Below are 22,135 nucleotides of genomic sequence, written 5' to 3' on the forward strand. Positions count from 1 at the left end.
TCGCCACTCGCCACCAGGTGCAAGCACCCGTGCTGCCGTTCGACTTGCATGTGTAAGGCATGCCGCCAGCGTTCAATCTGAGCCAGGATCAAACTCTTCAGTTTAAACCTGTTACTGTTTTCGGTTCTTTCGAACCGGTCGCTCACTCAAAGCTGACAGGAATATGAATCACTTCATAAACCTGACTTACTTTAGTGTGAGACTCTTGATACTTTTGCTATCTGATCCGAGGATCAGCTCGCTTTCATCAAGCGCCCACACTTATCGGCTGTTAATTTTTAAAGAGCATTTCTGCGAGGAATCTTGAACCCCTCAGCAGCGCTGCGTTTTCAGCAGCAGAGAAGCGAGATTATGAACCGTGTTTCGCAGCTCGTCAACAACTTTCTGAACGACTTCGTTGCGACTGCGGGGCTCAACTTCCGTGCCGCCGAGGCTCGCTACCACCGAACCCCAACAGCACTGCTTCCCTTCCTTCCGCGCCGCGTTTCCGTTAGCGCGAAAGAGGCGTGATTCTATGCACCCCCCGGCGATCGCGCAAGGGGTTTGACGCAACTTTTTCACAAACGCCGCAATTCGGCCGTCCGGCCATGCGTGAGGCACGAGACCGCTTATGGTGCAAAGAACGGACTAGAATGTGAGGTTCTTCGCCTCTTTCTATATACGTCTTTAATATGCGCCAGCGAATCGCCAAACGCCTCCCCCCCGATGCCGACAAACTGGTCGGTCTGTCGCTTGCGCTCTTCGCGTCGGGCAGCCGCATCGAGGATCGCTTCTGGGAAGCGAAGCTCGATGCGCTGCTCGCCAAGATTGTCCGCAACGGCAATCAGACCACGCTCGACGCCGCGCTCGACCATCTCCAGCAGAATCATCCCGACGCCTACGGCGCGCTCGCCGATATGGCCGAGACGCACAGCGAGTCGATGGTGATCGAGCACGACGGTCAACCGTACGATGCGCTGCTGGTCGCCGTCCCGGTTCTCGCCTGGACGCGTTACATGATTCCGTCCGGTCCGCTCAAGGGCGACGTGGCCGACGCGCTGCGAACGCATCTGCAGGCGCACGTCCTGGCGAACGGCACGCTCGTCGGGCTCGCCCCGTTCCTCTACAGCATCGACCAGTTGCCGCGGCACCACGTGGAAACCTACCGGCTTGCGCAGCAACTCGCCCATGCGGCAATCGGCCAGCACACCCCGAAGCTGAGCTTCGGCGATCTGCCGGAAACCTCGCCGATCCTGGCCGATCCGCGCTTCCTGCTGGCGGTCGTCGCCGCGCCGGCCGGCGCACCGCTGTTCCGCTGGCAGGAAGAAGAAAACGGCAGCCGCATCGAGCGCGGCCAGTGCCTTGAACAGTGGACGGCACAAGGCGGCCCGAACCTGTCGATCGCGCTGCCCGGATGCGAATTCGAATGCCTGCTTCCGGACGCGTACTACTCGGCCTGTCGCGATGCGGACGAACGTGTGCGTCCGCACACCGTCCGAACGGCCATTCGTTATCTATTCGACACACTTGGTGCGGCGCCGCAAGAGTTGCGGGCGGTGGTCGCCGGCTTCGGCGAGCGTCGTATCGATGAGTATCGCGTGGGCTTCACGCGGCGTGCCAGCAACGACGTGATCTACGGTGTCGTGTGGCCGCTCTACGGCCGTGAAAACGGCGACGTATCGACCGACAGCGCGACGCTCGAAGGCGAAGCGCCGATCGAAGGGCCGCTCGAAGAAATCGTGAGCCTGCTGAAGGAATGCGGCGTAACCGACGTCCGCAGGCACGCGGGCCGTTTCGAACCCGAATACTGCGACGACTGCGGCGTGCCGCTCTACGCAGATCCGCTCGGCGAAATCGTCCATGCGGAAATGCCGGAAGACGCGTCGCCCGCCCAGCCGCACTTCCACTGACAGTCCCCGCAGGCCCATCGGCCTGCCCCGCCAAAAGCCGCTTCCGGTGCCTGCCGAAGCGGCTTTTTTTCTTGTCCGATGCTCTGTCGCCGAAAATTTCGAACTTTTCCTAAGCCTTTCAGCCAAGCAGACATCGTGTAAGGTCTTTGTCATTATCGGGACCAGCTTATACCCGATAGCAGTCGATGACTCACCTTACGGAGATTGAATATGCGGTTCTTGGTGCTTAACTCAGACGCCGAACGGCGTGACGGACTGAAGGCCCTGCTGCGGCAGATCGACCGGCACGCCAGCATCAACGATGCGCCCGACAGTTTCCTGGCGCGCCGGCTACTGCGCACCCAGCGTTTCGACCTCGTCGCGATCGACTGGCTCGACGTGGGCCGGCTCAGCGAGCTCCAGGCACTCGGCAACGCGTGCTCGCCGACGCCGATCGCCGTCCTGGTCGACGAAGTCTCGCCCGAAGCCATCCAGCGCTTCTTCAACTACGGCGTCGCGGGCGTGATCCCGCATTCCACGCGGCCGCACCTGATCGTACGTGCGCTCGAGATCGTGCTGCTGGGCGGGCACTACATTCCGCCGATCGCCCTCAGCCTGCTGCCCACCCCGACGACGGCACGCCAGGATGCCCATTTCCAGACGCTCGCCGGCTCGCTGCCCCGCCGCCCGCCGAGCGGCCTCCTGTCGCCGCGGCAAGCGCAGATCATGCGGTTCGTCCACATGGGCAGCACGAACAAGATGATCGCGCGTACGCTCGGCATCAGCGAAGGCACCGTGAAGATCCACCTCGCGAGCATCTTCCAGCAGCTCGGCGCAGCAAACCGCGCCGCCGCCGTCGCGATCTACAACGGCTGGCTGTCGCCCCATCTCGAGGTGCTGCTGGCGAACCGCAACCGCACCCGCAAACCGGCCATCGGCGAACACGGCCCGGTTCCGCTGCGTACACAACGGCATGACCGTCCGTACCCGTTGCCTACCGCCCATGCCGGCACGCAGGACCTGCCGCTCGCCGCCGAACCGCGGCCACGGTTCCGGCGCGGACGCTAGGCAAACAGTCTCGATATTGCGACGATCGGGCATGTGCAGATTCCCACCTTTGATGCTCAACGAGTAATATGGACGCATGGGTTTTCTTTTCACACCGCTTCCGCTCTGGGTTGGCATCGGTGGCTGGATCGCCGCCGTGGCCCTGCTCGCGCTCGCGATCTGGAATCGCCCGTTCGTACGTCTGCAAGACGCCACGCTTCAGCACGTGTGGCTCGCGCTCGTCACCGCGATCACGGTCCTGTGGGCCTCGAACGCATGGCTCGAGGATGGCATCGTCATGCATCTGCTTGGCGCCACCCTGCTCGTCACGCTGTTCGACTGGACACTCGCGCTGGTCGCGATGGGCGCCGTCACGGCGATTGCCGCGGTCATCTTTGACGCGCCGTGGCAAGGCATCGGCCTGACCTATCTGATCTACGGTGCGCTGCCTGTCGGCGTGTCGGCGTTGCTGCAACGCGCCGCGCTCGCCTGGCTACCGCATAACCTCGCCTCGTTCATCACCGGGCAGGGCTTCCTGTCGCCGGCCATCGCGATCGTCGCGGTCGCCGCCGCGGCGGCAGGTGTCCAGCTCGCACTCGCCGACGGCGTGCCCGTCGTGATTCCGGCCGGCTATCTGCTGAACACCGCACTGCTGGCGCTCGGCGAAGCATGGTTCACCGGCATGGCAACGGCACTCATCGCCGTCTATCGCCCCGCGTGGGTCACGACCTTCGACGTCCGGCGCTACCGCCTCGGCGGCCCGCGCGCCTGAAAATCCCCCTGATCGGCTCGGCGCACACGCGTACCGGCGGTACTTCCGCGGCGCGCGCCGAATACGCCACCTACTGCTGCACAACTTTTTTACGCTAAGATTGAACTCCTGTTCTTCATCGGGCATCTATACGTGCCCGATGTCTCCTTCGCTCCTCACCAATAACCAGATGGACAGCTCTCCTGCCTCGCTCCGGATTTTCCGGGCGCTCGGCAAGCTGGCAGCCTGTATCGCGGGCCTGTCGCTTGCGCTTCCCGCACCGGTATTCGCCGATCTGCTCGACCAGCGCTCCGAACTGATCAACAAATTCGTCAACGAGATGCATGCCGATCCGCTCGCCGCCGATTGTGCGGCGCACGGCAGCTTCATCGCCAGCACGTCGACGGCGTTCGACCGCGTCGACTTCGCGCCGAACGCATTCGACAGCGGCAACGCGACGATCACGCCGTGGAACGACTCGTTCGACCAGGGCAAGCAGCGCGTGAAGGTCGACAACATCGTCACCGTCGACGGGCTCGGCATCCACAGCAACGGCAGCGATCCGACGCCGCTGAAATTCCGTTGCGGCTACGTCGGCCAGCAAATGCTCGCGTTCAGCTGGAACGACCCGGTTCCGCCGCTGAAGCCACGCGTCGAGCGCTCGTCGTCTTCGACGAAGAAGTTCAAGGGCAAGTCGCATCGCGGCAAGGCCAAGGCGAAGGCATCGGGTCGCACCGGCAGCAAGAAGGCCGTCGCGACGAAGAAATCAAGTGGCCAGAAGAAAGCCGTGAAGAAAAAAACCGCGAAGAAGTCCTGATACGACGGAGCGGCAACGACAGCAGCAAAAAAGCCGACGCATCGCAAGATGCGTCGGCTTTTTTCATGCGACGACGGCCGTGCTTAACCGAACGTGTCGATGTGCACCAGGATCGCGGCGAGCATCGCCGCGCCGAGCGCCGCGCTGCGCTCGCCGTTCCAGCCGACGCGCTCGTCGGGCAGGTTGGCGTTGTCCTTGAACGGCATTTCGAGCGTCAACGACAGACAGCCGAACTGGTGGCCGATGTACTTCGACGCGAGCTTCAGCGCATCTTCCTTGTACTTGCTCGCCGCGTAGCCATGCTCGGTCTGGAAGTCGGGGCTTGCGACCTTGAACGCGTCGATGAACGCAGCCTGCTCCTTGCCCTGCTGCTCGGTAAAGCTTGGCAGCATCTCCGAGCCGGCGACGAACACGTACGGCAGATCCTCGTCGCCGTGAATGTCGAAGAACATGTCGCAACCGATCGCGTGGATCGCATCGCGCACGGCCAGCACTTCGGGGCTGCGCTCGGCATCGGGTGCCATCCACTCGCGGTTCAGGTTCGCGCCGGCCGCATTGGTGCGCAGGTTACCGTGCACGCTGCCGTCCGGGTTCATGTTCGGGACGATGTAGAACGTCGCGCGATCGTAGAGCTTGCGCGCAACCGGATCGCCAGCCCAGTCGCCCCATCCGGCCAGCCGCTTGACCAGGCCTTCGACGAACCACTCGGCCATCGATTCGCCCGGATGCTGACGCGCGATGATCCACACCTTCTTCTTCGGCGCACCATCGGTTTCCGGCGTGCCGAGCGTCAGCAGCGACATCGGACGGCCTTCGACCGTACGGCCGAGCTCGACGACGCTCGCCTGCGGCAACTGCTGGACCGCACCGAGAAACGCCGCGTGACGCTCTTCCGAGTACGGTTCGAAATACGCGTAGTAGATGCTGTCGAACTCCGGCGTATGGTCGATGGTCATCGTCTTGCCGTCGAACGTCGTCGGTACGCGGAACCAGTCGACCCGGTCGTAGCTCGCCACCGCGTGGTAGTTGCGCCAACCCGACGGATACGCGCATTCGGCTGCGTTCTCGAACGTCATCACGCATCGCTCGCCGCGTGCACCCGTCAAGCGGTAGTAAAACCATTGCGCGAACTCCGAACGATTGTCGCCGCGCACGCGCAGCCGGATTGCGTCGGGGCTGTCGCACGACACGACGTCGATTGCGCCTGCGTCGAAATTACTGGTGATCGAAAGGGCCATCTATCTCTCCTTTGTCGACCGGAGTTAGCGCTTTAGCGCTTACTCCGGTCCCATGCAAAGCTGTCGACTGGTGTTAGCGCTTTGGCGCTTACACTGGTCTCATGCAAAGCTCGCGACCGAAGCAGACGATGTACCGCCTGTCCGGCCTCATAAGCGCCGGCCGTCTCGTGAACGGCCGGCAGGGTCACTCGCCGACGCGCCGGCGATATACGTAAGTCGAATCGTTCGACGCAGCCGCATCGAACGCATAACCTTCCGTCGCGAATTCCTTCAGCGCATTCGGGTCGGTGATCCGGTTCTCGACGACAAAACGCGCCATCAGGCCACGCGCGCGTTTCGCATGGAAGCTGATGATCTTGTAGCGTCCGCCCTTCCAGTCCTCGAATACCGGCGTGATGACCGGTGCGGCCAGCAGCTTCGGCTTGACCGACTTGAAGTATTCGGTCGACGCGCAGTTGACGAGCACGCGCGCCGCGCCGCTGCGCGTCTCGAGCTGTTCGTTCAGTGCCCGCGTGATGCGGTCGCCCCAGAACGCATACAGATCCTTGCCGCGCGCGTTCGCGAACCGCGTGCCCATCTCGAGCCGATACGGCTGCAGCAGATCGAGCGGGCGCAGCAGCCCGTACAGGCCCGACAGCACGCGCACGTGCTGCTGCGCATAGTCGAGATCGGTGGACGACAGCGATTTCGCGTCGAATCCCTCGTAGACGTCGCCGTTGAACGCCAGCACGGCCTGCTTCGCGTTGGCCGGCGTGAAGGTCGGCGACCAGTCGGCGTAGCGCTGGAAGTTCAGGCGCGCGAGCGGATCGGAGATATCCATCAGCGTGGCGATGTCCTGCGGCGACAGCTTGCGCAGGCCGTCGATCAGCTCCGACGCGTCGTCGACGAATGCAGGCTTCGTGTAAGACTCGACATGCGCGGGCGTGTCGTAGTCGAGGGATTTGGCGGGAGAGAGAACGATTATCATAGAGGCTCGCTGGCACGCCGTGCCTTGCGGTCAGACGAAAACCACCGATTGTAACGAATGACCCGCTCTCTCGCCCCGCATGCCGCACACCGCGTCGTGCTCGACTCGAACGTCTGGATCGACATTCTCGTATTCGACGACCCCGCCACGCGCCCGATCCGTGCCGCGCTGGAGCGCGGCACGCTGGCCGCCGTGATCGACGGCCGCTGCCTGACCGAACTCGAATACGTGCTCGACTATCCGCAGTTCCAGTCGCGCGCGATCGACAAGGCGGCCGCGCTCGCAACGGTCGCCCGGCTCGCGAGCCTCGTCGAGCCGCCGCCCCTCGATGCCGACGCGCCGCCGCTGCCGAAGTGCAAGGACCGCGACGACCAGAAATTTCTCGAACTCGCCCGCGCCGCGCAGGCCGATTGGCTCGTGTCGAAAGACCGCGCGCTGCTGAAGCTCGCGAAACGCACCGCACGCGACTTCGGTTTCCGGATCGCGCAACCCGCGCCGTTTGCCGAAGCCTGCGCCCTCGACGCCGCGCCGCCCGCCACGGCGACGCCGGCCTGACGCCCCAACCCGATTTCGACCGTATCGATGAACGCTCCTTCAGATATGCCAACGACACCCGTTTTCCCGTCGCGCCTGCCGAACGTCGGCACGACGATCTTCACGGTCATGAGCGCGCTTGCCGCCGAAAAAGGGGCGGTGAACCTCGGCCAGGGCTTTCCGGATTTCGATTGCGATCCGCGCATCGTCGATGCGGTCGCCGCCGCGATGCGCAACGGGCACAACCAGTACCCGCCGATGGCCGGCGTCGCGCCGCTGCGCGACGCGATCGCCGACAAGATCGCGCAGGTGTACGGCCGGCGCTACGATCCGGGCACCGAAATCACCGTGACGGCCGGCGCGACCCAGGCGCTGCTGACGGCGATCCTGTGCGCGGTGCATCCGGGCGACGAAGTAATCGTGGTCGAGCCGACCTACGACAGCTACCTGCCGTCGATCGAGCTCGCCGGCGGCAAGCCCGTGTTCGTCACGCTGGAGGCGCCCGACTACGCGATCCCGTTCGACCGTCTCGCGGCCGCGATCACGCCGAAAACGCGGATGATCCTGATCAACACGCCGCACAACCCGACGGGCACCGTGTGGCGCGAGGCGGACATGCGCAAGCTCGAGGACATCGTGCGCGGCACCAACGTGCTGATCCTGTCCGACGAGGTCTACGAGCACATGGTCTACGACGGCGCACGCCACGAAAGCGTCGCGCGCTATCCGGAACTCGCCGCGCGCAGCTTCATCGTGTCGAGCTTCGGCAAGACCTATCACGTGACGGGCTGGAAGGTGGGTTACGTCGCGGCGCCGGCGGCGCTGACCGCGGAGTTCCGCAAGGTCCACCAGTTCAACGTGTTCACGGTGAACACGCCGATGCAGATCGGGCTCGCCGACTACCTGCGTGACCCGGCGCCGTACCTGTCGCTCGCAGGCTTCTATCAGCGCAAGCGCGACTTCTTCCGGGCCGGTCTCGAGCGCACGCGCTTCAAGCTGCTGCCGTGCACGGGCACGTACTTCCAGTGCGTCGATTACTCGGCAATCAGCGACCTGCCCGAAGCGGAATTCTCGAAGTGGCTCACGTCGGAGATCGGCGTGGCCGCCATTCCGGTGTCGGCGTTCTATCACGAGCCGCACGAATCGGGCGTCGTGCGCTTCTGCTTCGCGAAGCAGGAAAGCACGCTCGCGTCCGCGCTCGAACGGCTGGCCCGCCTGTAAGACCCGCACGGGCGGCCGTACGCCGTCCTTCGGGAACCGCGGTTACGAACGCGCGACGTTCGCCGCTTCGACATACGCCTTGCGCTCGGCGGCCACGCGCTGCGCGGCAGGGCGTTCACTCACCATCTTGGCGTGCGCTTTCCAGTCGATGCCGGCATCGAGCAGGAAATCGCGCCCGTATATGGCCTTCGTCGCCATGCCGATGACCGGCAGATGGACCCACGCGGCGATGTCCGCGAGGCCGAACGACTCGCCGAGCACATACGGCGAAAAACGTGTCATCTGCTTGAATGCATCGATCGCTCGCGGCAGGCGCTTCTCGACGTGCGCCTTCATCCCGTCGCTGACCTTGCCGCCGAAAAACGCTTCCGTGTACACCTCGCGCGCCACCCATTCGAGATACAGCTCGAGCGTCTCGACCAGTTCGCGCACCTTTGCCGCCGCGAACGGGCTCGTGGGGAAAATGCCTTTCTCGGGATAGCGCGCCGCCAGGTATTCGATGATCGCCTGCGACTCGAACAGCGCCCCCTCTTCGGTCTTCAGGAACGGAATCTTGCCGAGCGGCGAATCGGCAAGCTGCGCCGGATCGCTGATCGGCAAACCGCACACCGCTTCCTCGAACGGAATGTCGTGCTCGAGCAGGACGAACTTCACCTTGTTGTAGTAGTTGGACAACGGAATACCGCACAGCTGTAACATCGAAGTCTCCTTCCTTGCTCAGGGGCGGCCGCATCGACGCCAGCCGCATCGGGATTCATCACGCCGAAAAGCACGTTCGTGCTAGTCTAAAGCAAGTTTTGCGTTCGTCACGACAACATTACATCCGCTGCGACATCGGCTCTGGCCGTCCGCACGACACACGCGGCGTCGTCGCCGCGCCACCCGATGGAGACACGCTCGCATGAGTGCTGAACTGCTGGCCTCGCGTCCGCCCGAGAACGAATCGACGCTCGTCCTCACGCTGTCCAATCCTGGCGCGCGCAACGCGCTGCATCCCGACATGTACGCGGCGGGCATCGAAGCGCTCGCCACCGCCGAGCGCGATCCGGCGATTCGCGCCGTCGTGCTGACGGGCGCCGATCGCTTCTTCTGCGCCGGCGGCAACCTGAACCGGCTGCTCGAGAATCGCTCGAAGGATCCGTCCTTCCAGGCCGACAGCATCGATCAGCTCGCGGCATGGGTCACGGCGATCCGCGCGTCGACGAAGCCAGTGATCGCGGCCGTCGAAGGCGCCGCGGCCGGCGCGGGCTTCTCGCTCGCGCTCGCGTGTGACCTGATCGTCGCCGCACACGATGCGAAATTCGTGATGTCGTATGCGCGCGTCGGCCTGACGCCCGACGGCGGCGGCTCGTGGTTTCTCGCCCGCGCGCTGCCGCGTGCGATCGCGGCCGAAATCCTGTTCGAAGGCAAACCGGTCGCCGCCGAACGCCTGCATGCGCTCGGCGTCGTCAACCGGCTCGCCGCGCCAGGCACCGCATTGAGCGACGCACTGGCCTGGGCCGACGCACTCGCCGGCATCTCGCCGAATGCGCTCACGCGCATCAAGTCGCTGCTCGACGACGCGACCGCGCAACCGCTGGACGCGCACCTCGGCACCGAGCGCGATCATTTCGTCGCGTCGCTGCATCATGCGGACGGGCTCGAAGGCATCACCGCTTTTCTCGAGAAGCGTCAGCCGCGCTACAAGCGCTGATCCACCGCGTCGGACCTCGACCCGACGCCACGCTGCCGGGTCCATCCGATGCGGCCCGCCGACGCGTACGCCATGTCGGCGACGCTCTCCGGCCCCGCCGTGCCTGCCCGTCGGCGCGCGCGTTTGCGTCGCCAGCAGCCCGTGTCGATCCATGCTCTAATGACCGCCTGTCGCGGCGCCGCCGGCGCCGTTTTCGCGCATGCCACACAGGAGTTGACGATGATCGACGTCTATAGTTGGGCGACCCCGAACGGCCACAAGGTACACATCATGCTCGAGGAAACCGGCCTCGCGTATCGTGCGCATCCGGTCGATATCGGCGCGGGCGACCAGTTCGAGCCCGAGTTCCTGAAGATCAGCCCGAACAACAAGATCCCGGCAATCGTGGATCCGGACGGCCCCGGCGGCCAATCGATCTCGCTGTTCGAATCGGGCGCGATCCTGATTTACCTCGCGGAGAAGACCGGCAAGTTCCTGCCGACCGATCCGGCCGCGCGCTATGCGACGCTCGAGTGGCTGATGTTCCAGATGGGCGGTGTCGGCCCGATGCTCGGGCAGGCGCACCACTTCCGGCTGTATGCGCCGGAGAAGATCGAGTATGCGGTCAACCGCTATACGAACGAAGCGAAGCGCCTGTACAACGTGATGGAAAAACGCCTCGGCGAATCCGAGTATCTGGCGGGCGACACGTATACGATCGCGGACATCGCGACGTTCCCGTGGACGCGCTCATGGCAGAACCAGGGCATCGTGCTCGACGCGTTGCCGAACGTGAAGCGCTGGCACGAGACGATCGCCGCGCGACCGGCCGTGCAGCGCGGCGTCGAGGTGCTCGCGTCGATGCGCAAGGCGCTGCAGGACGACAAGGCACGCGAGGTGCTGTTCGGCGCAACGCAATACGCGAAGCGCTGACCCGCACGAGGCGGGCGGAGCGGCATCCGTGCATGCCGCTCCGTGCTTCAGAAGTAATGCAGCGTGATGAACTCCGCCGCGCACACCGGCAGCGGCGCGTCGGGGCGCTCGACCTGCACCGATACCGACCACGTCACCTGGATGCCGCCGCGCGCGGCGTCGGCGGTTTCCTTCACCGCGAACAGCGCACGCACGCGCGCCCCGACCGGCACCGGCTTCAGGAACCGCACGCGGTTCAGCCCGTAGTTCACGCCCATCTTCTGCTCGAAGCGCATCGCGTCGGTCATCAACGCCGGAATCAGCGACAGCGTCAGGAATCCGTGCGCGATCGGGCCGCCGAACGGCGACTCGCGCCGCGCGCGTTCGGGGTCGACGTGAATCCATTGATGATCGCCGGTCGCGTCGGCGAAACCGTCGACGCGCGGCTGGTCGATCTCGATCCAGCCGCTCGCGAGCGGCTCCGCGCCGACCCGCGCCTGCAGCGCCTGGGCCGAGGCGATCAGCGGCAAGGTCACGTCGGTCATGGGTTCGCGCCTCCCGGATGGCGCAGCCCGAAAATCACTTTGGTGTGCACGCTGATCACCGTCTGGCCGGCTTCGTTCACGCCGACCCATTCGGTCGATACGATGCCGCGATCGGGCTTGCTCTCCGACACGCGCTTGTCGTGCACCTTCTGATACATCGTGATCGTGTCACCGGCGCGCACCGGCTTCAGCCAGCGGATCGAATCGATGCCCGGCGAGCCCATGCTGGTCGAATCCGGCCCGAGCTTCTGAACCAGCAGGCTCATGAACACCGAACACGTATGCCAGCCGCTCGCGACGAGCCCGCCGAAATGCGAGGCCTTCCCCGCTGCCTCGTCGACATGGAACGGCTGCGGATCGTAGCGCTTCGCGAACGTCTTGATGTCGTCCGGCTCGAACGTGTAGCGGCCCACTTCGGTGGTACTGCCGACCACCAGATCTTCGTAACTGATGCCCACTGATAAGTCTCCTTGTCTGACGCGCTCGCGCGTCACCGTCATGCTACGTCGGTCTGCGCGAAATCGGGCAGCGCCGTGATGCGGGCGAGGTGATGATCGGTATCGCCAAGCGTCGTCTCGATGATCGACAGCCGTTTGAACAGGTGCGCGGCGGCCACCTCGTTGGTCACGCCCATGCCGCCGTGCAATTGGACCGCCTGCTGGCCGACGAAGCGCGCGGCCGCCCCGACCCGGGCCTTCGCGGCCGACACGGCCTTGCGCCGTGCATCGGCATCGCCGTTCGCGTAGCGCACTGCCGCGAGATAGGTCAGTGAACGCGCCTGCTCGGCATGGATCAGCATGTCGACCATCCGGTGCTGCAGCGCCTGAAAACGCGCGATCGGCACGCCGAACTGCTCGCGCGTCTTCGTATATTCGACCGTCGCGCGATTCAGCTCGTCGAGCGCGCCAACCGCTTCCGCGCACAGCAGGAAGGTCGCGTAATCGGCGATCTGCTCGAGGGCCACCGCGTCGCGCGCACCGCCCGTCAGCAGTCGGGCCGGCGTGTCGTCGAACGTGATCGTCGCGGCACGCTGGCCGTCGATGGTCCGGTAGTCGACCACCTTCGTGTTCGCTGCATCGCGTTCGACGACGAAGAGGCCGATGCCGCCACCGTCGATTCGCGCAGGCACGATCCACACGTGCGCCTGCGCGCCGTGCTGAACCACCGACTTGGCGCCGGTCAGCCGGTACGTGCCGCCCTGCTCGCGTGCGTGCGTGTCGAGTTCGTATAGATCGTAGCGCGCCCGCGGTTCGTGGAATGCGACCGCCACGCGCTTTTGCCCTTGCGCGACCGCCTCCAGCAGCGCGGCATCGTCGCCTGCGCCGGAGCCGGCGATCCGCAACGCCTCGACGCCGACCGCCGTGGCCCAGTACGGCTCGATCACGAGCGCGCGGCCCAGCTCCTGCATCACGACCAGCATGTCGACCGGGCCGCCGCCGAAGCCGCCCTGTGCGTCCGGCACGGGCAACGCGGTCAAGCCGAGTTCGGTGAATGCGCGCCACTGCGCGTCCGACACACCGGCATCGCTACGCACGATCGCCTGGCGCGCTTCGAAGCCATATTGCTCGCCGAGATACCGGCGCAGCGCGTCGGCGAACTGCTGCTGCTCATCGGTAAAGCTGAAATCCATGGTTGTCTCCGTTCCCTGATCACAGCCCCAGAATCATCTGCGCGATGATGTTCTTCTGGATCTCGTTCGAACCGCCGTAGATCGACGTCTTCCGGTAATTGAAGTAGTACGCGGCGAGCGGCGCCGCATCGTCGTCGCCCGCGATGCTGTGCTCGCGCTCGCCGTCGAGAAACGGCACGTCGAATGGGGCGGCCAGCGGGCCGATCGCTTCGACCATCAGCTCGGTGAGCGCCTGCTGCACCTCGGTGCCCTTGATCTTCAGCATCGACGCCTCGGGGCCGGGCCCCTTGCCGCTCGTCTCGCGGCTGACGACGCGCAGCACCGTCACTTCCAGCGCCATCAACTCGACTTCGAGTGCCGCGACCTTCGCGGCGAACACGGGATCGGCGAGCAACGGCTTGCCGTTCTTGCGCTGATTCGATGCGACGCGCTTCAGGAACGCAAGCTCCCGCTTCGACGCGCCGACGCGCGCGATGCCGGTGCGCTCGTGGCCGAGCAGGTATTTCGCGTAGGTCCAGCCGCGGTTCTCGTCGCCGACGAGATTCTCGACCGGCACCTTCACGTCCTCGAAGAACACCTCGTTGACCTCGTGGTCCTCGTCGAGCATCACGATCGGCCGCACCGTGATGCCGGGCGTCTTCATGTCGATCAGCAGGAACGAGATGCCCTCCTGCTTCTTCGCGGCCGGATCGGTGCGCACGAGGCAGAACATCATGTCGGCGTACTGGCCGAGCGTGGTCCAGGTCTTCTGGCCGTTGACGACGTAGTGATCGCCGTGGCGCTCGGCGCGCGTGCGCAGCGACGCGAGGTCGGACCCGGAACCCGGCTCCGAATAGCCCTGGCACCACCAGTCCGAGCCGTCGAGAATACGCGGCAGATAGTGGCGCTTCTGCGCTTCGCTGCCGTATTTCATCAGGACCGGCGCGACCATCGACACCCCGAACGGCAGCACGGTCGGCGCACCGATCCGCGCGCACTCCTCGTCCCAGATGTGCCGCTGCGTCGCGTTCCAGCCCGGGCCGCCATATTCGACCGGCCATGCGGGTGCGGACCAGCCGCGCTGGCCCAGAATGCGGTGCCAGCTCGCGAAATCCTCGCGGTCGAGTCGTTTGTGATCGAGTACCTTGGCGCGCAGTGCGTGAGGCAGGTTGGCCTCGAGCCAGGCGCGGACGTCAACGCGGAACGCGTCGTCGGCGGGGGAATAATCCAGATCCATGCGCAGTGTCTCCTGTCCGCGACCGTCCGGCCCGGCCAGGACACGCTGCGTACGTTATTGCAGCGGTTCTTTCAGCGCGGCTGGAATCGGCAGCGGCATCACGTCGATGCCTTCTTCGACCAAGGACTGCGCATCCTCTGGCGTCGTGACGCCGCGAATGCTGCGTGCGGGCGCCTCGTTGTAATGGATGCGCCGCGCTTCCTCGGCGAAGCGCTCGCCCACGTTCTCGGTCTTCTCCAGCACCTCGCGCAGCGCGCGCATCACCTGCGCCTGCAGCGCACGCGGATCGGCCGGCTGCGCCTGCGTCGCGCCCGACAGGTTCAGGCGCGGCGCCGACGGCAGACGGTTGACCTCGGTGGTCCCGCACACCGGACATTCGACCAGCTTGCGGGACAACTGCGCTTCGAATTCATCGGCGGAAGCGAACCAGCCTTCGAACCGATGACCGTGCGGGCACTGTAAATCGAGGACCTTCATGCTGAATCAGGGCGTGTGACGAGTGTAGCGCAAAAAGCGGTTTTGTGAACGATCGTGCTAAATCGCGATCACGCGGCGCGAATGCGCCACGTCACGGGATTGTAACGCGGTGCCCCGGCCGCCGCTGACGCCGCACTCACGGCGTGACGACCGGCCCGAGCGGCCACGTGCCGGACAGCACCTTGTCGAGCCACATCGTGCCGATGATCGTCTTCACGTCGGAGATCTGGCCCGTGCGCACCCATTCCTGCAGGTCTGCCAGCGTCGCGGTGAAGGTTTCGAGGAATTCGCCTTCGTCGAGCTTGCGCTCGCCGGCCGTGAGCCCGCGCGCGAGGTACAGGTCGATGAATTCCGTCGAATAGGAAATGATCGGGTGGATGCGGGCCAGGAACACGTACTCGCGCGCCGTGTAGCCGGTTTCCTCGCGCAGTTCGCGCACCGCGCACGCGAGCGCGCCTTCGTTCGGGTCGAGCTTGCCGGCCGGGAATTCGGCCATCACCTTGCCGATCGGATAGCGGAACTGGCTTTCCATCAGCACGCGGCCGTCGTCGAACAGCGGGATCACCATCACCGCACCCGGGTGCTGGACGTATTCGCGCGTGGCCTTCTTGCCGTCCGGCAGACGGACGGTGTCGCGCTTGAGCTTGAGGAACGCGCCTTCGAAGATCGCCTCGCTCTCGAGGCAGGTTTCGGTCAGTGCGGCGTCGTGATTGGGTAGTTCGGCCATCGGCGGCTCCTGAATGAGCACGACGGACGGCCGAAGCCGTCAGCGTCGTTTGACGAGATACTGGAACGTGAAGCCGGGAAACGCGAACACGACGAAGAGACTGAACGTGATCGCGTAAAACTGCCAGCCCTGTTCGAAGCGGTTGCCGGCGCGCGACTCGAGCCAGAAGCCGAGCGCGCCGACGACGAAGTACAGCACGATCAGCTCGCCGATCCGCACCCACGCGTTCTTCTTGGTCGCGCCGAACGGCACGACGGCGAAGAGGCGTTGGTTCAGGAACGGCAGGTTGGCGCAGACGAGCGCCAACAGCACGATGAACCAGCCGGCTGCCGACATTACAGCGGCAGCGTGTGACGGATTGCCTGCAGGCAGGCAGTCAGCAGCGGGCTCGGGATCAGGCCGAGCACGACGACCGCCAGGCCGTTCAGCACGAGGATCGTGCGCTTGCAGAAATCGCCCGAGATCGGCGTCGAATCCTGCGGGGCATCGAAGTACATCAGCTTCACGATGCGCAGGTAGTAGAACGCACCGAACAGCGACGTGATCACGGCCAGCACGGCCAGCCACGTGAGGCCCGCGTTGACGGTCGCCTCGAGCACGGCCAGCTTCGCGTAGAAGCCGACGGTCGGCGGGATGCCGGCCAGCGAGAACATCATGACCATCATCACGAACGCGAACACCGGGCTGCGCTTGTTGAGGCCCTTGAAGTCGTCGATCGTTTCCGCTTCGAAATCGCGGCGCGCGAGCAGCATCACCACGCCGAACGAGCCGAGCGTCGTGATCAGGTAGACGATCGCGTAGAACATCGCCGAGCTGTACGCGTTCGCCGGTGCCGCCGCGTCGCCCTTCACGATGCCCGCGAGCAGGCCGAGCAGCACGAAGCCCATGTTCGAGATCGCCGAGTACGCGAGCATCCGCTTGATGTTGCGCTGGACGATACCGGTGATGTTACCGACGATCAGCGACAGCGCGGCGAGGATCACGAGCGCGGTCTGCCAGTTCTGGGCGAGCGGCAGCAGGCCCATCACCAGGAAGCGCAGGCCCCATGCGAACGCGGCAACCTTCGGGCCGCCGCCGACGAACAGCGTCATCGCGGTCGGTGCGCCCTGGTAGACGTCCGGCACCCACATGTGGAACGGCACGGCGCCGAGCTTGAACGCGATACCGGCGACGATGAAGATCACGCCGAACATCAGCACGGCCGCGTCGGTGTTGCCGCCGACCGCCTTGTACACCTCACCCAATTCGAGCGAGCCGGTCGCGCCGTAGAGCATCGAGATGCCGTACAGCACGAAGCCCGACGCGAGCGCGCCCAGCACGTAGTACTTCATCGCGGCTTCGCTCGACTGTGCGGCGTCGCGGCGCAGCGCGATGACCGCGTACAGCGACAGCGACATCAGTTCGAGGCCGAGGTACAGCGTCAGGAAGTTGTTGCCCGACACCATGACCAGCTGACCGAGCAGCGAGAACATGCCGAGCAGGAACACGTCGCCGCGGAACATGTCGCGGTCTTCGAGGTACTTGCGCGAATAGACGAGCGAGACCGCGAAACCGAACGACACGACCGCCTTCATCATGCTCGCGAACGAGTCGACGACGATCATCTTCGAGAAGAAGTAGTACGGCTGCGGGTCGAGCGCCTGGACCGCGAACCACACGCCGGCGACCACCGACGAGACGACTGCGATCAGATAGGTCAGGCGGCGACCGGAAGCACCGGCAAAGGTGTCGTTCAGCCATGCGACGACGATGGCGGCCATCACCAGCGCGTCGGGCAACAGGACATTCATAGGAGCGTTCATGATCTTGAGTTCCTCCGCTCGCGATTACTGGGCCAGCGGCAGCTTCGACTGCGCGACGTGGGAGAGGAGGTTTTCGACGGAAACGTGCATCACGTCGGTGAAAGGCTTCGGATACAGGCCCATCAGCAGCGTGAACGCGGCGAGCACGGCCAGCATCAGGAATTCGCGACGGCCGATGTCCTTCAGCTTGGCGACGTGATCGTTCGCCACCGCGCCGAAATACACGCGCTTGTACATCCACAGCGTGTAGGCCGCGCCGAGGATCAGCGTGAATGCCGCGCCGAATGCGATCCAGAAGTTGTACTGGACGGCCGCGAGAATCACCATGAACTCGCCGACGAAACCCGACGTACCCGGCAGGCCGCAGTTGGCCATCGAGAACAGCATCGCGAATGCCGCGAACTTCGGCATCACGTTCACGACGCCGCCGTAGTCGGCGATCTGGCGCGAGTGCACGCGGTCGTACAACACGCCGATGCAGAGGAACATCGCGCCCGACACGAAGCCGTGCGAGATCATCTGGATGATCGCGCCTTCGACGCCGAGCTGGTTGAAGATGAAGAAGCCGAGCGTGACGAAGCCCATGTGCGCGATCGACGAATACGCGACCAGCTTCTTCATGTCGGCCTGCACCATCGCGACGAGGCCGATGTAGATCACCGCGATCAGCGACAGCGTGATCACGACGGGTGCCAGGAAGTGGCTCGCGTCAGGCGTGATCGGCAGCGAGAAGCGCAGGAAACCGTATGCGCCGAGCTTCAGCATAATCGCAGCCAGCACGACCGAGCCGCCTGTCGGCGCTTCCACGTGCGCGTCCGGCAGCCACGTGTGCACCGGCCACATCGGCACCTTCACCGCGAACGCGAGGAAGAAGGCAATGAACAGCAAGATCTGTGGCGTCATCGCGATCTTCGCGTTCTGCCACGTCGCGAGGTCGAACGAATGCGTTTCCGTGTACAGGTAGATCAGCGCGACCAGCATCAGCAGCGAGCCGGCCAGCGTGTACAGGAAGAACTTGAATGCCGCATACACGCGGTTCGGGCCGCCCCACACGCCGATGATGATGTACATCGGGATCAGGGTCGCCTCGAAGAACACGTAGAACAGCAGGCCGTCGGCCGCCGAGAACACGCCGATCATGATCCCGGACAGGATCAGGAATGCCGCGAGGTACTGCGCGACGTTCTCGGTGATCACTTCCCATGCGGCGATCACGACGATCACCGTGATCAGCGCGGTCAGCACGACGAACCACATCGAGATGCCGTCGACGCCGAGGTGATACGCAATGTCGAAGCGTTCGATCCAGGTCGACTTCTCGACGAACTGCAGTGCGGCCGTGCTCGAGTCGAAGCCCGTGATCAACGGGATCGTGACCGCGAGGCCGAGCAGCGCGCCGATCAGCGCAACCCAGCGGGCCGTCCCCGGATTTTTGTCGTTACCTACCGCCAGCACGAGGAGGCCGAAAACGATCGGCAGCCAGATCGCGGTACTGAGAATCGGAAAAGCGTGCATTAGTGTTGTCTCCCCGCCTTATTTGCCGCCGAGCGTTACAAACAGGGTCAGGAGCCCCAGCATGCCGATGATCATGGCGAACGCGTAGTGATAGATGTAACCGGATTGGAGGAAGCGGATCACGCCGGCGAACCAGCCGATGAACCGGGCGCTGCCGTTGACGAGGCCGTCGATCACCACGACGTCACCCTCCTTCCACAGGCCGCGGCCGATCGCCACCGAACCCCGGGCGAACACCACTTCGTTGATCTTGTCCATGTAGTACTTGTTGTCCAGCAGCGTGTAGATCGGGCCGAACGCGCGGCGGATCGACGCCGGCAGCTCCGGACGCTTCAGGTACAGGAACCACGCGACGACCACGCCGGCAAGCGCCAGCCACACCGGCAGGCCCGACACCGAGTGCAGGCCCATGCCAACCCAGCCGTGGAACTCTTCGGCCATCTCGGCGAGTGCCGGATGGTTTTCGCCGATGAAGATCACCTTGTCGAATGCGACGCCGTGCTGGAAGAAATCGCCGAACAGCATCGGGCTGATCGCGATCGCGCCGATGATCACCGACGGGATCGCCAGCAGGACCAGCGGCACCCACACGACCCACGGGGTCTCGTGCGGCTCGTGCGCGTGGTCGTCATGACCGTGGCCATGGCCGTGATCGTCGTGACCGTGCGCGGCCGCCATGCCCATCGGCGATTCCGGATGCTTCGGCTTGCGGAAGCGCTCCTCGCCGTGGAACACCAGGAAGTACATGCGGAACGAGTACAGCGCCGTGACGAACACGCTCGCGACGACCGCGAAGTACGCGAAGCCCGAACCCGGCAGGTGCGACAGCTTCACCGCGTCGATGATCGAGTCCTTCGAGTAGAAGCCCGAGAAGAACGGCGTGCCGATCAGCGCGAGCGAACCGACGAGCGACGTGATCCACGTGATCGGCATGTACTTGCGCAGGCCGCCCATGTTGCGCATGTCCTGGTCGTGGTGCATGCCCATGATGACCGAGCCGGCGCCGAGGAACAGCAGCGCCTTGAAGAACGCGTGCGTCATCAGGTGGAACACGGCGACCGGGTAAGCGGACACGCCGAGCGCGACGGTCATGTAGCCGAGCTGCGACAGCGTCGAGTACGCGACCACGCGCTTGATGTCGTTCTGGACGATGCCCAGGAAGCCCATGAAGAGCGCCGTGATCGCGCCGATCACCGTGATGAACGACAGCGCGGTATCCGACAGTTCGAACAGCGGCGACATGCGCGACACCATGAAGATGCCGGCCGTCACCATCGTCGCCGCGTGAATCAGCGCCGAGATCGGGGTCGGGCCTTCCATCGAGTCCGGCAGCCACACGTGCAGCGGGAACTGGGCCGACTTACCCATCGCGCCGATGAACAGGCAGATACAGGCAACGGTCAGCAGGCCCCAGTCGGTGCCCGGGAAGTGCAGGCTCGCCAGTTCGGCGCGCTTCGCGAACACTTCGCCGTAGTTCATCGAGCCGGCGAACGCGAGCAACAGGCCGATGCCGAGCAGGAAGCCGAAGTCGCCCACGCGGTTCACGAGGAACGCCTTCATGTTCGCGTAGATCGCGCTCTCACGCGTGAAGTAGAAGCCGATCAGCAGGTACGACACCAGACCCACCGCTTCCCAGCCGAAGAACAGCTGCAGGAAGTTGTTGCTCATCACGAGCATCAGCATCGAGAACGTGAACAGCGAGATGTACGAGAAGAAGCGCTGGTAGCCGTCTTCCTCCGCCATGTAGCCGATCGTGTACACGTGCACCATCAGCGAGACGAAGGTCACGACGACCATCATCATCGCGGTCAGCGAATCGACGAGGAAGCCGACTTCGAGCTTCAGCGAGCCGACGTTCATCCATTCGTAGACGGTCGCGTTGAAGCTTGCGCCGCCCATCACGTCGAAGAAGACTTTCGCCGACAGGAGGAACGCGATCAATACGCCGAGGATCGTGATCCGGTGTGCGCCCTTGCGCCCGACTGCGTTCCCGAACAGCCCCGCAATCAGCGAGCCGGCCAGCGGAGCGAGCGGAATCGCCAGCAGCAGGTTTTCATTGAGTGTCGTTGACATAACAGCGTAGCCTGAAATTAACCTTTGAGCTGATCGAGATCCTCGACATTGATCGTGTCGAGCTTACGGAACAGGGTCACCAGAATCGCGAGGCCGATCGCGGCTTCCGCTGCGGCGACGGTCAGCACGAAGAACACGAAGATCTGGCCGTGCACGTCGCCGAGGTAATGCGAGAACGCGACGAAGTTGGTGTTCACCGCCAGCAGCATCAGTTCGATCGACATCAGGATGATGATGACGTTGCGGCGGTTCAGGAAAATCCCGACGATCGCGATCGCAAACAGGATCGCGCCGAGCACAAGGTAGTGAGCAAGAGTCAGCATGGTTTTCTTTTCCTCCGCTTAGCCGTTGGTGCCCGAACCGGCTTCGCTCTGCGCCGTTTCCGGCTGCGGCTTGTCCGCTTCCATCTTCACGAGGCGCACGCGGTCGTTGCGACGCACCTTGACCTGATCCGACACGCGCTGGCGCTTGCTGTCCTTGCCCTTGCGCTCGGTCAGCCCGATCGCGGCGATGATCGCGACCAGCAGCACCAAGCCGGCGATTTCGAACGCGAAGATGTAGTCGGTGTAGATCACCTTGCCGATCAGGCGCGTATTCGACCAGTTGGCCATCTCGCCCGTCGCCATCGCATGCACGGTGTGCGTGTCGCCGTAACCGCGCCACAGGATCAGCGCGGTTTCGATCACGATGATCGCGCCGACCACGGTCGCCATCGGTACGAAGCGCTTGAAGTCGCGGCGCAGGTAGTCGATGTTGATGTCCAGCATCATCACGACGAACAGGAACAGCACCATCACCGCGCCCACGTAGACCAGAACCAGCAGGATCGCGAGGAACTCCGCTTCCAGCAGCATCCAGATCGCGGCGGCGTTGAAGAACGCCAGCACAAGGAAAAGCGCAGACGCCACCGGGTTGCGCGAAGTGATCACCTTCAGCCCTGATACCACCAGGAGCAGCGCGAAGATGTAGAACAGTACGGTCGTGAATTCCATGATTACCGGTTCATCGTTAGGCCATAGTCAGGCGCGGCTTGCGGAACGCCCGCACCCGTCGCGGCGGCTCGGCCCGTGCATCGTTCATGCCGGGCCGGCACTGCAAACACAATCAACGATACGGCGCGTCG

General features: G+C 64.3%; 24 protein-coding genes and 1 rRNA gene. 9 read left to right on the forward strand and 16 right to left on the reverse strand.

The genetic code is table 11. The annotated features are described in order from the left end of the window. Positions 1-104 (reverse strand): 16S ribosomal RNA (locus H3O04_RS21210); the annotation flags it as partial. Positions 105-303: 199 nt separating this feature from the next. Between H3O04_RS21210 and H3O04_RS21215 the strand changes: the two genes are divergently transcribed. The 5 genes from H3O04_RS21215 (at position 304) to H3O04_RS21235 (ending at position 4,483) form a co-directional block, all read left to right on the forward strand. Then, positions 304-510 (forward strand): hypothetical protein, encoded by a 207-nt coding sequence (locus H3O04_RS21215; protein ID WP_166488142.1) that lies wholly within the window; start codon positions 304-306, stop codon positions 508-510. A gap of 161 nt (positions 511-671) precedes the next feature. Beyond that, complete coding sequence (locus H3O04_RS21220) at positions 672-1,889, forward strand: DUF2863 family protein (protein WP_012328889.1); 1,218 nt, start codon at positions 672-674, stop codon at positions 1,887-1,889. A gap of 210 nt (positions 1,890-2,099) precedes the next feature. Next, positions 2,100-2,936, forward strand: coding sequence for a response regulator transcription factor (locus H3O04_RS21225; RefSeq protein WP_054928003.1), 837 nt, complete (start codon positions 2,100-2,102; stop codon positions 2,934-2,936). A gap of 76 nt (positions 2,937-3,012) precedes the next feature. Beyond that, positions 3,013-3,687: an energy-coupling factor ABC transporter permease gene (locus tag H3O04_RS21230; RefSeq protein WP_011545801.1), complete on the forward strand. Its 675-nt coding sequence runs from the start codon at positions 3,013-3,015 to the stop codon at positions 3,685-3,687. 139 nt (positions 3,688-3,826) lie between these two features. Next, complete coding sequence (locus H3O04_RS21235; RefSeq protein ID WP_011545802.1) at positions 3,827-4,483, forward strand: BspC domain-containing protein; 657 nt, start codon at positions 3,827-3,829, stop codon at positions 4,481-4,483. An 83-nt stretch (positions 4,484-4,566) separates the two neighbouring features. Here the strand turns inward: H3O04_RS21235 and H3O04_RS21240 are convergent, their stop codons facing one another. Then, positions 4,567-5,721 carry a M14 family metallopeptidase gene (locus H3O04_RS21240; protein WP_011545803.1) on the reverse strand — a complete coding sequence of 385 codons (1,155 nt, stop codon included), beginning with the start codon at positions 5,719-5,721 and terminating at the stop codon, positions 4,567-4,569. A 184-nt stretch (positions 5,722-5,905) separates the two neighbouring features. After that, on the reverse strand, positions 5,906-6,688 hold the full coding sequence (yaaA, locus tag H3O04_RS21245) for a peroxide stress protein YaaA (protein WP_175789491.1): 783 nt from the start codon (positions 6,686-6,688) through the stop codon (positions 5,906-5,908). A gap of 57 nt (positions 6,689-6,745) precedes the next feature. On the opposite strand from yaaA, the gene H3O04_RS21250 reads away from it, so the two are divergent. Both H3O04_RS21250 and H3O04_RS21255 read left to right on the forward strand, forming a co-directional pair. Beyond that, the gene (locus H3O04_RS21250) at positions 6,746-7,243 is read left to right on the forward strand and encodes a putative toxin-antitoxin system toxin component, PIN family (protein ID WP_006478287.1); all 498 of its coding nucleotides are present in this window, start codon (positions 6,746-6,748) and stop codon (positions 7,241-7,243) included. A 27-nt stretch (positions 7,244-7,270) separates the two neighbouring features. Next, positions 7,271-8,443, forward strand: coding sequence for a pyridoxal phosphate-dependent aminotransferase (locus tag H3O04_RS21255; protein WP_043887951.1), 1,173 nt, complete (start codon positions 7,271-7,273; stop codon positions 8,441-8,443). A 42-nt stretch (positions 8,444-8,485) separates the two neighbouring features. On the opposite strand, the gene H3O04_RS21260 is transcribed toward H3O04_RS21255, so the two are convergent. After that, on the reverse strand, positions 8,486-9,142 hold the full coding sequence (locus tag H3O04_RS21260; RefSeq protein WP_006478285.1) for a glutathione S-transferase family protein: 657 nt from the start codon (positions 9,140-9,142) through the stop codon (positions 8,486-8,488). Between the two features lie 202 nt (positions 9,143-9,344). Here H3O04_RS21260 and H3O04_RS21265 point away from each other — a divergent pair, with 202 nt between their 5' ends. Then, positions 9,345-10,136 carry an oxepin-CoA hydrolase, alternative type gene (locus H3O04_RS21265; RefSeq protein ID WP_202588393.1) on the forward strand — a complete coding sequence of 264 codons (792 nt, stop codon included), beginning with the start codon at positions 9,345-9,347 and terminating at the stop codon, positions 10,134-10,136. A gap of 219 nt (positions 10,137-10,355) precedes the next feature. After that, on the forward strand, positions 10,356-11,048 hold the full coding sequence (locus H3O04_RS21270; protein WP_011545808.1) for a glutathione binding-like protein: 693 nt from the start codon (positions 10,356-10,358) through the stop codon (positions 11,046-11,048). 47 nt (positions 11,049-11,095) lie between these two features. On the opposite strand, the gene H3O04_RS21275 is transcribed toward H3O04_RS21270, so the two are convergent. The 12 genes from H3O04_RS21275 to H3O04_RS21330 form a co-directional block, all read right to left on the reverse strand. After that, entirely contained in the window at positions 11,096-11,572 is a 477-nt protein-coding gene (locus H3O04_RS21275) for a MaoC family dehydratase (RefSeq protein ID WP_006496999.1), read from the reverse strand. Continuing rightward, positions 11,569-12,030 (reverse strand): MaoC family dehydratase, encoded by a 462-nt coding sequence (locus H3O04_RS21280; RefSeq protein WP_041489222.1) that lies wholly within the window; start codon positions 12,028-12,030, stop codon positions 11,569-11,571. The genes H3O04_RS21275 and H3O04_RS21280 overlap by 4 nt, the downstream gene beginning before the upstream one ends. Before the next feature lie 38 nt (positions 12,031-12,068). Continuing rightward, positions 12,069-13,202 carry an acyl-CoA dehydrogenase family protein gene (locus tag H3O04_RS21285; RefSeq protein ID WP_011545810.1) on the reverse strand — a complete coding sequence of 378 codons (1,134 nt, stop codon included), beginning with the start codon at positions 13,200-13,202 and terminating at the stop codon, positions 12,069-12,071. 19 nt (positions 13,203-13,221) lie between these two features. Then, a complete protein-coding gene (locus H3O04_RS21290) occupies positions 13,222-14,418 on the reverse strand; it encodes an acyl-CoA dehydrogenase family protein (protein ID WP_012328900.1) in 1,197 nt (398 codons plus the stop codon). Positions 14,419-14,472: 54 nt separating this feature from the next. After that, positions 14,473-14,895, reverse strand: a complete 423-nt coding sequence (locus H3O04_RS21295; protein WP_006478278.1) for a DUF1178 family protein — start codon at positions 14,893-14,895, stop codon at positions 14,473-14,475. 136 nt (positions 14,896-15,031) lie between these two features. Beyond that, positions 15,032-15,622 carry an NUDIX domain-containing protein gene (locus H3O04_RS21300; protein ID WP_006478277.1) on the reverse strand — a complete coding sequence of 197 codons (591 nt, stop codon included), beginning with the start codon at positions 15,620-15,622 and terminating at the stop codon, positions 15,032-15,034. Positions 15,623-15,661: 39 nt separating this feature from the next. Continuing rightward, positions 15,662-15,958, reverse strand: coding sequence for a DUF2818 family protein (locus tag H3O04_RS21305; RefSeq protein ID WP_006478276.1), 297 nt, complete (start codon positions 15,956-15,958; stop codon positions 15,662-15,664). Then, a complete protein-coding gene (gene nuoN, locus H3O04_RS21310; protein ID WP_023476907.1) occupies positions 15,958-17,412 on the reverse strand; it encodes an NADH-quinone oxidoreductase subunit NuoN in 1,455 nt (484 codons plus the stop codon). The genes H3O04_RS21305 and nuoN overlap by 1 nt, the downstream gene beginning before the upstream one ends. A gap of 36 nt (positions 17,413-17,448) precedes the next feature. Beyond that, on the reverse strand, positions 17,449-18,939 hold the full coding sequence (locus H3O04_RS21315) for an NADH-quinone oxidoreductase subunit M (RefSeq protein WP_006484881.1): 1,491 nt from the start codon (positions 18,937-18,939) through the stop codon (positions 17,449-17,451). A gap of 18 nt (positions 18,940-18,957) precedes the next feature. Beyond that, positions 18,958-21,012 (reverse strand): NADH-quinone oxidoreductase subunit L, encoded by a 2,055-nt coding sequence (nuoL, locus tag H3O04_RS21320; RefSeq protein WP_006478273.1) that lies wholly within the window; start codon positions 21,010-21,012, stop codon positions 18,958-18,960. Positions 21,013-21,029: 17 nt separating this feature from the next. After that, the gene (nuoK, locus tag H3O04_RS21325) at positions 21,030-21,335 is read right to left on the reverse strand and encodes an NADH-quinone oxidoreductase subunit NuoK (protein WP_006478272.1); all 306 of its coding nucleotides are present in this window, start codon (positions 21,333-21,335) and stop codon (positions 21,030-21,032) included. A gap of 18 nt (positions 21,336-21,353) precedes the next feature. Then, positions 21,354-22,004, reverse strand: a complete 651-nt coding sequence (locus tag H3O04_RS21330; protein WP_011545812.1) for an NADH-quinone oxidoreductase subunit J — start codon at positions 22,002-22,004, stop codon at positions 21,354-21,356. Between the last annotated feature and the right edge of the window lie 131 nt (positions 22,005-22,135).

Origin of the sequence: Burkholderia sp. KCJ3K979, from assembly GCF_016759955.1 — a bacterium.
In the GTDB taxonomy this organism is placed as follows: domain Bacteria; phylum Pseudomonadota; class Gammaproteobacteria; order Burkholderiales; family Burkholderiaceae; genus Burkholderia; species Burkholderia orbicola.

Bases quoted from the DNA above. Each gene is read 5' to 3' on its own strand.
- H3O04_RS21220 (WP_012328889.1), top strand. From the start codon at position 672: ATGCGCCAGCGAATCGCCAAACGCCTCCCCCCCGATGCCGACAAACTG.
- H3O04_RS21225 (WP_054928003.1), top strand. From the start codon at position 2,100: ATGCGGTTCTTGGTGCTTAACTCAGACGCCGAACGGCGTGACGGACTG.
- H3O04_RS21230 (WP_011545801.1), top strand. From the start codon at position 3,013: ATGGGTTTTCTTTTCACACCGCTTCCGCTCTGGGTTGGCATCGGTGGC.
- H3O04_RS21235 (WP_011545802.1), top strand. From the start codon at position 3,827: ATGTCTCCTTCGCTCCTCACCAATAACCAGATGGACAGCTCTCCTGCC.
- H3O04_RS21240 (WP_011545803.1), bottom strand. From the start codon at position 5,721: ATGGCCCTTTCGATCACCAGTAATTTCGACGCAGGCGCAATCGACGTC.
- yaaA (WP_175789491.1), bottom strand. From the start codon at position 6,688: ATGATAATCGTTCTCTCTCCCGCCAAATCCCTCGACTACGACACGCCC.
- H3O04_RS21250 (WP_006478287.1), top strand. From the start codon at position 6,746: ATGACCCGCTCTCTCGCCCCGCATGCCGCACACCGCGTCGTGCTCGAC.
- H3O04_RS21255 (WP_043887951.1), top strand. From the start codon at position 7,271: ATGAACGCTCCTTCAGATATGCCAACGACACCCGTTTTCCCGTCGCGC.
- H3O04_RS21260 (WP_006478285.1), bottom strand. From the start codon at position 9,142: ATGTTACAGCTGTGCGGTATTCCGTTGTCCAACTACTACAACAAGGTG.
- H3O04_RS21265 (WP_202588393.1), top strand. From the start codon at position 9,345: ATGAGTGCTGAACTGCTGGCCTCGCGTCCGCCCGAGAACGAATCGACG.
- H3O04_RS21270 (WP_011545808.1), top strand. From the start codon at position 10,356: ATGATCGACGTCTATAGTTGGGCGACCCCGAACGGCCACAAGGTACAC.
- H3O04_RS21275 (WP_006496999.1), bottom strand. From the start codon at position 11,572: ATGACCGACGTGACCTTGCCGCTGATCGCCTCGGCCCAGGCGCTGCAG.
- H3O04_RS21285 (WP_011545810.1), bottom strand. From the start codon at position 13,202: ATGGATTTCAGCTTTACCGATGAGCAGCAGCAGTTCGCCGACGCGCTG.
- H3O04_RS21290 (WP_012328900.1), bottom strand. From the start codon at position 14,418: ATGGATCTGGATTATTCCCCCGCCGACGACGCGTTCCGCGTTGACGTC.
- H3O04_RS21295 (WP_006478278.1), bottom strand. From the start codon at position 14,895: ATGAAGGTCCTCGATTTACAGTGCCCGCACGGTCATCGGTTCGAAGGC.
- H3O04_RS21300 (WP_006478277.1), bottom strand. From the start codon at position 15,622: ATGGCCGAACTACCCAATCACGACGCCGCACTGACCGAAACCTGCCTC.
- H3O04_RS21305 (WP_006478276.1), bottom strand. From the start codon at position 15,958: ATGTCGGCAGCCGGCTGGTTCATCGTGCTGTTGGCGCTCGTCTGCGCC.
- nuoN (WP_023476907.1), bottom strand. From the start codon at position 17,412: ATGAATGTCCTGTTGCCCGACGCGCTGGTGATGGCCGCCATCGTCGTC.
- H3O04_RS21315 (WP_006484881.1), bottom strand. From the start codon at position 18,939: ATGCACGCTTTTCCGATTCTCAGTACCGCGATCTGGCTGCCGATCGTT.
- nuoL (WP_006478273.1), bottom strand. From the start codon at position 21,012: ATGTCAACGACACTCAATGAAAACCTGCTGCTGGCGATTCCGCTCGCT.
- nuoK (WP_006478272.1), bottom strand. From the start codon at position 21,335: ATGCTGACTCTTGCTCACTACCTTGTGCTCGGCGCGATCCTGTTTGCG.
- H3O04_RS21330 (WP_011545812.1), bottom strand. From the start codon at position 22,004: ATGGAATTCACGACCGTACTGTTCTACATCTTCGCGCTGCTCCTGGTG.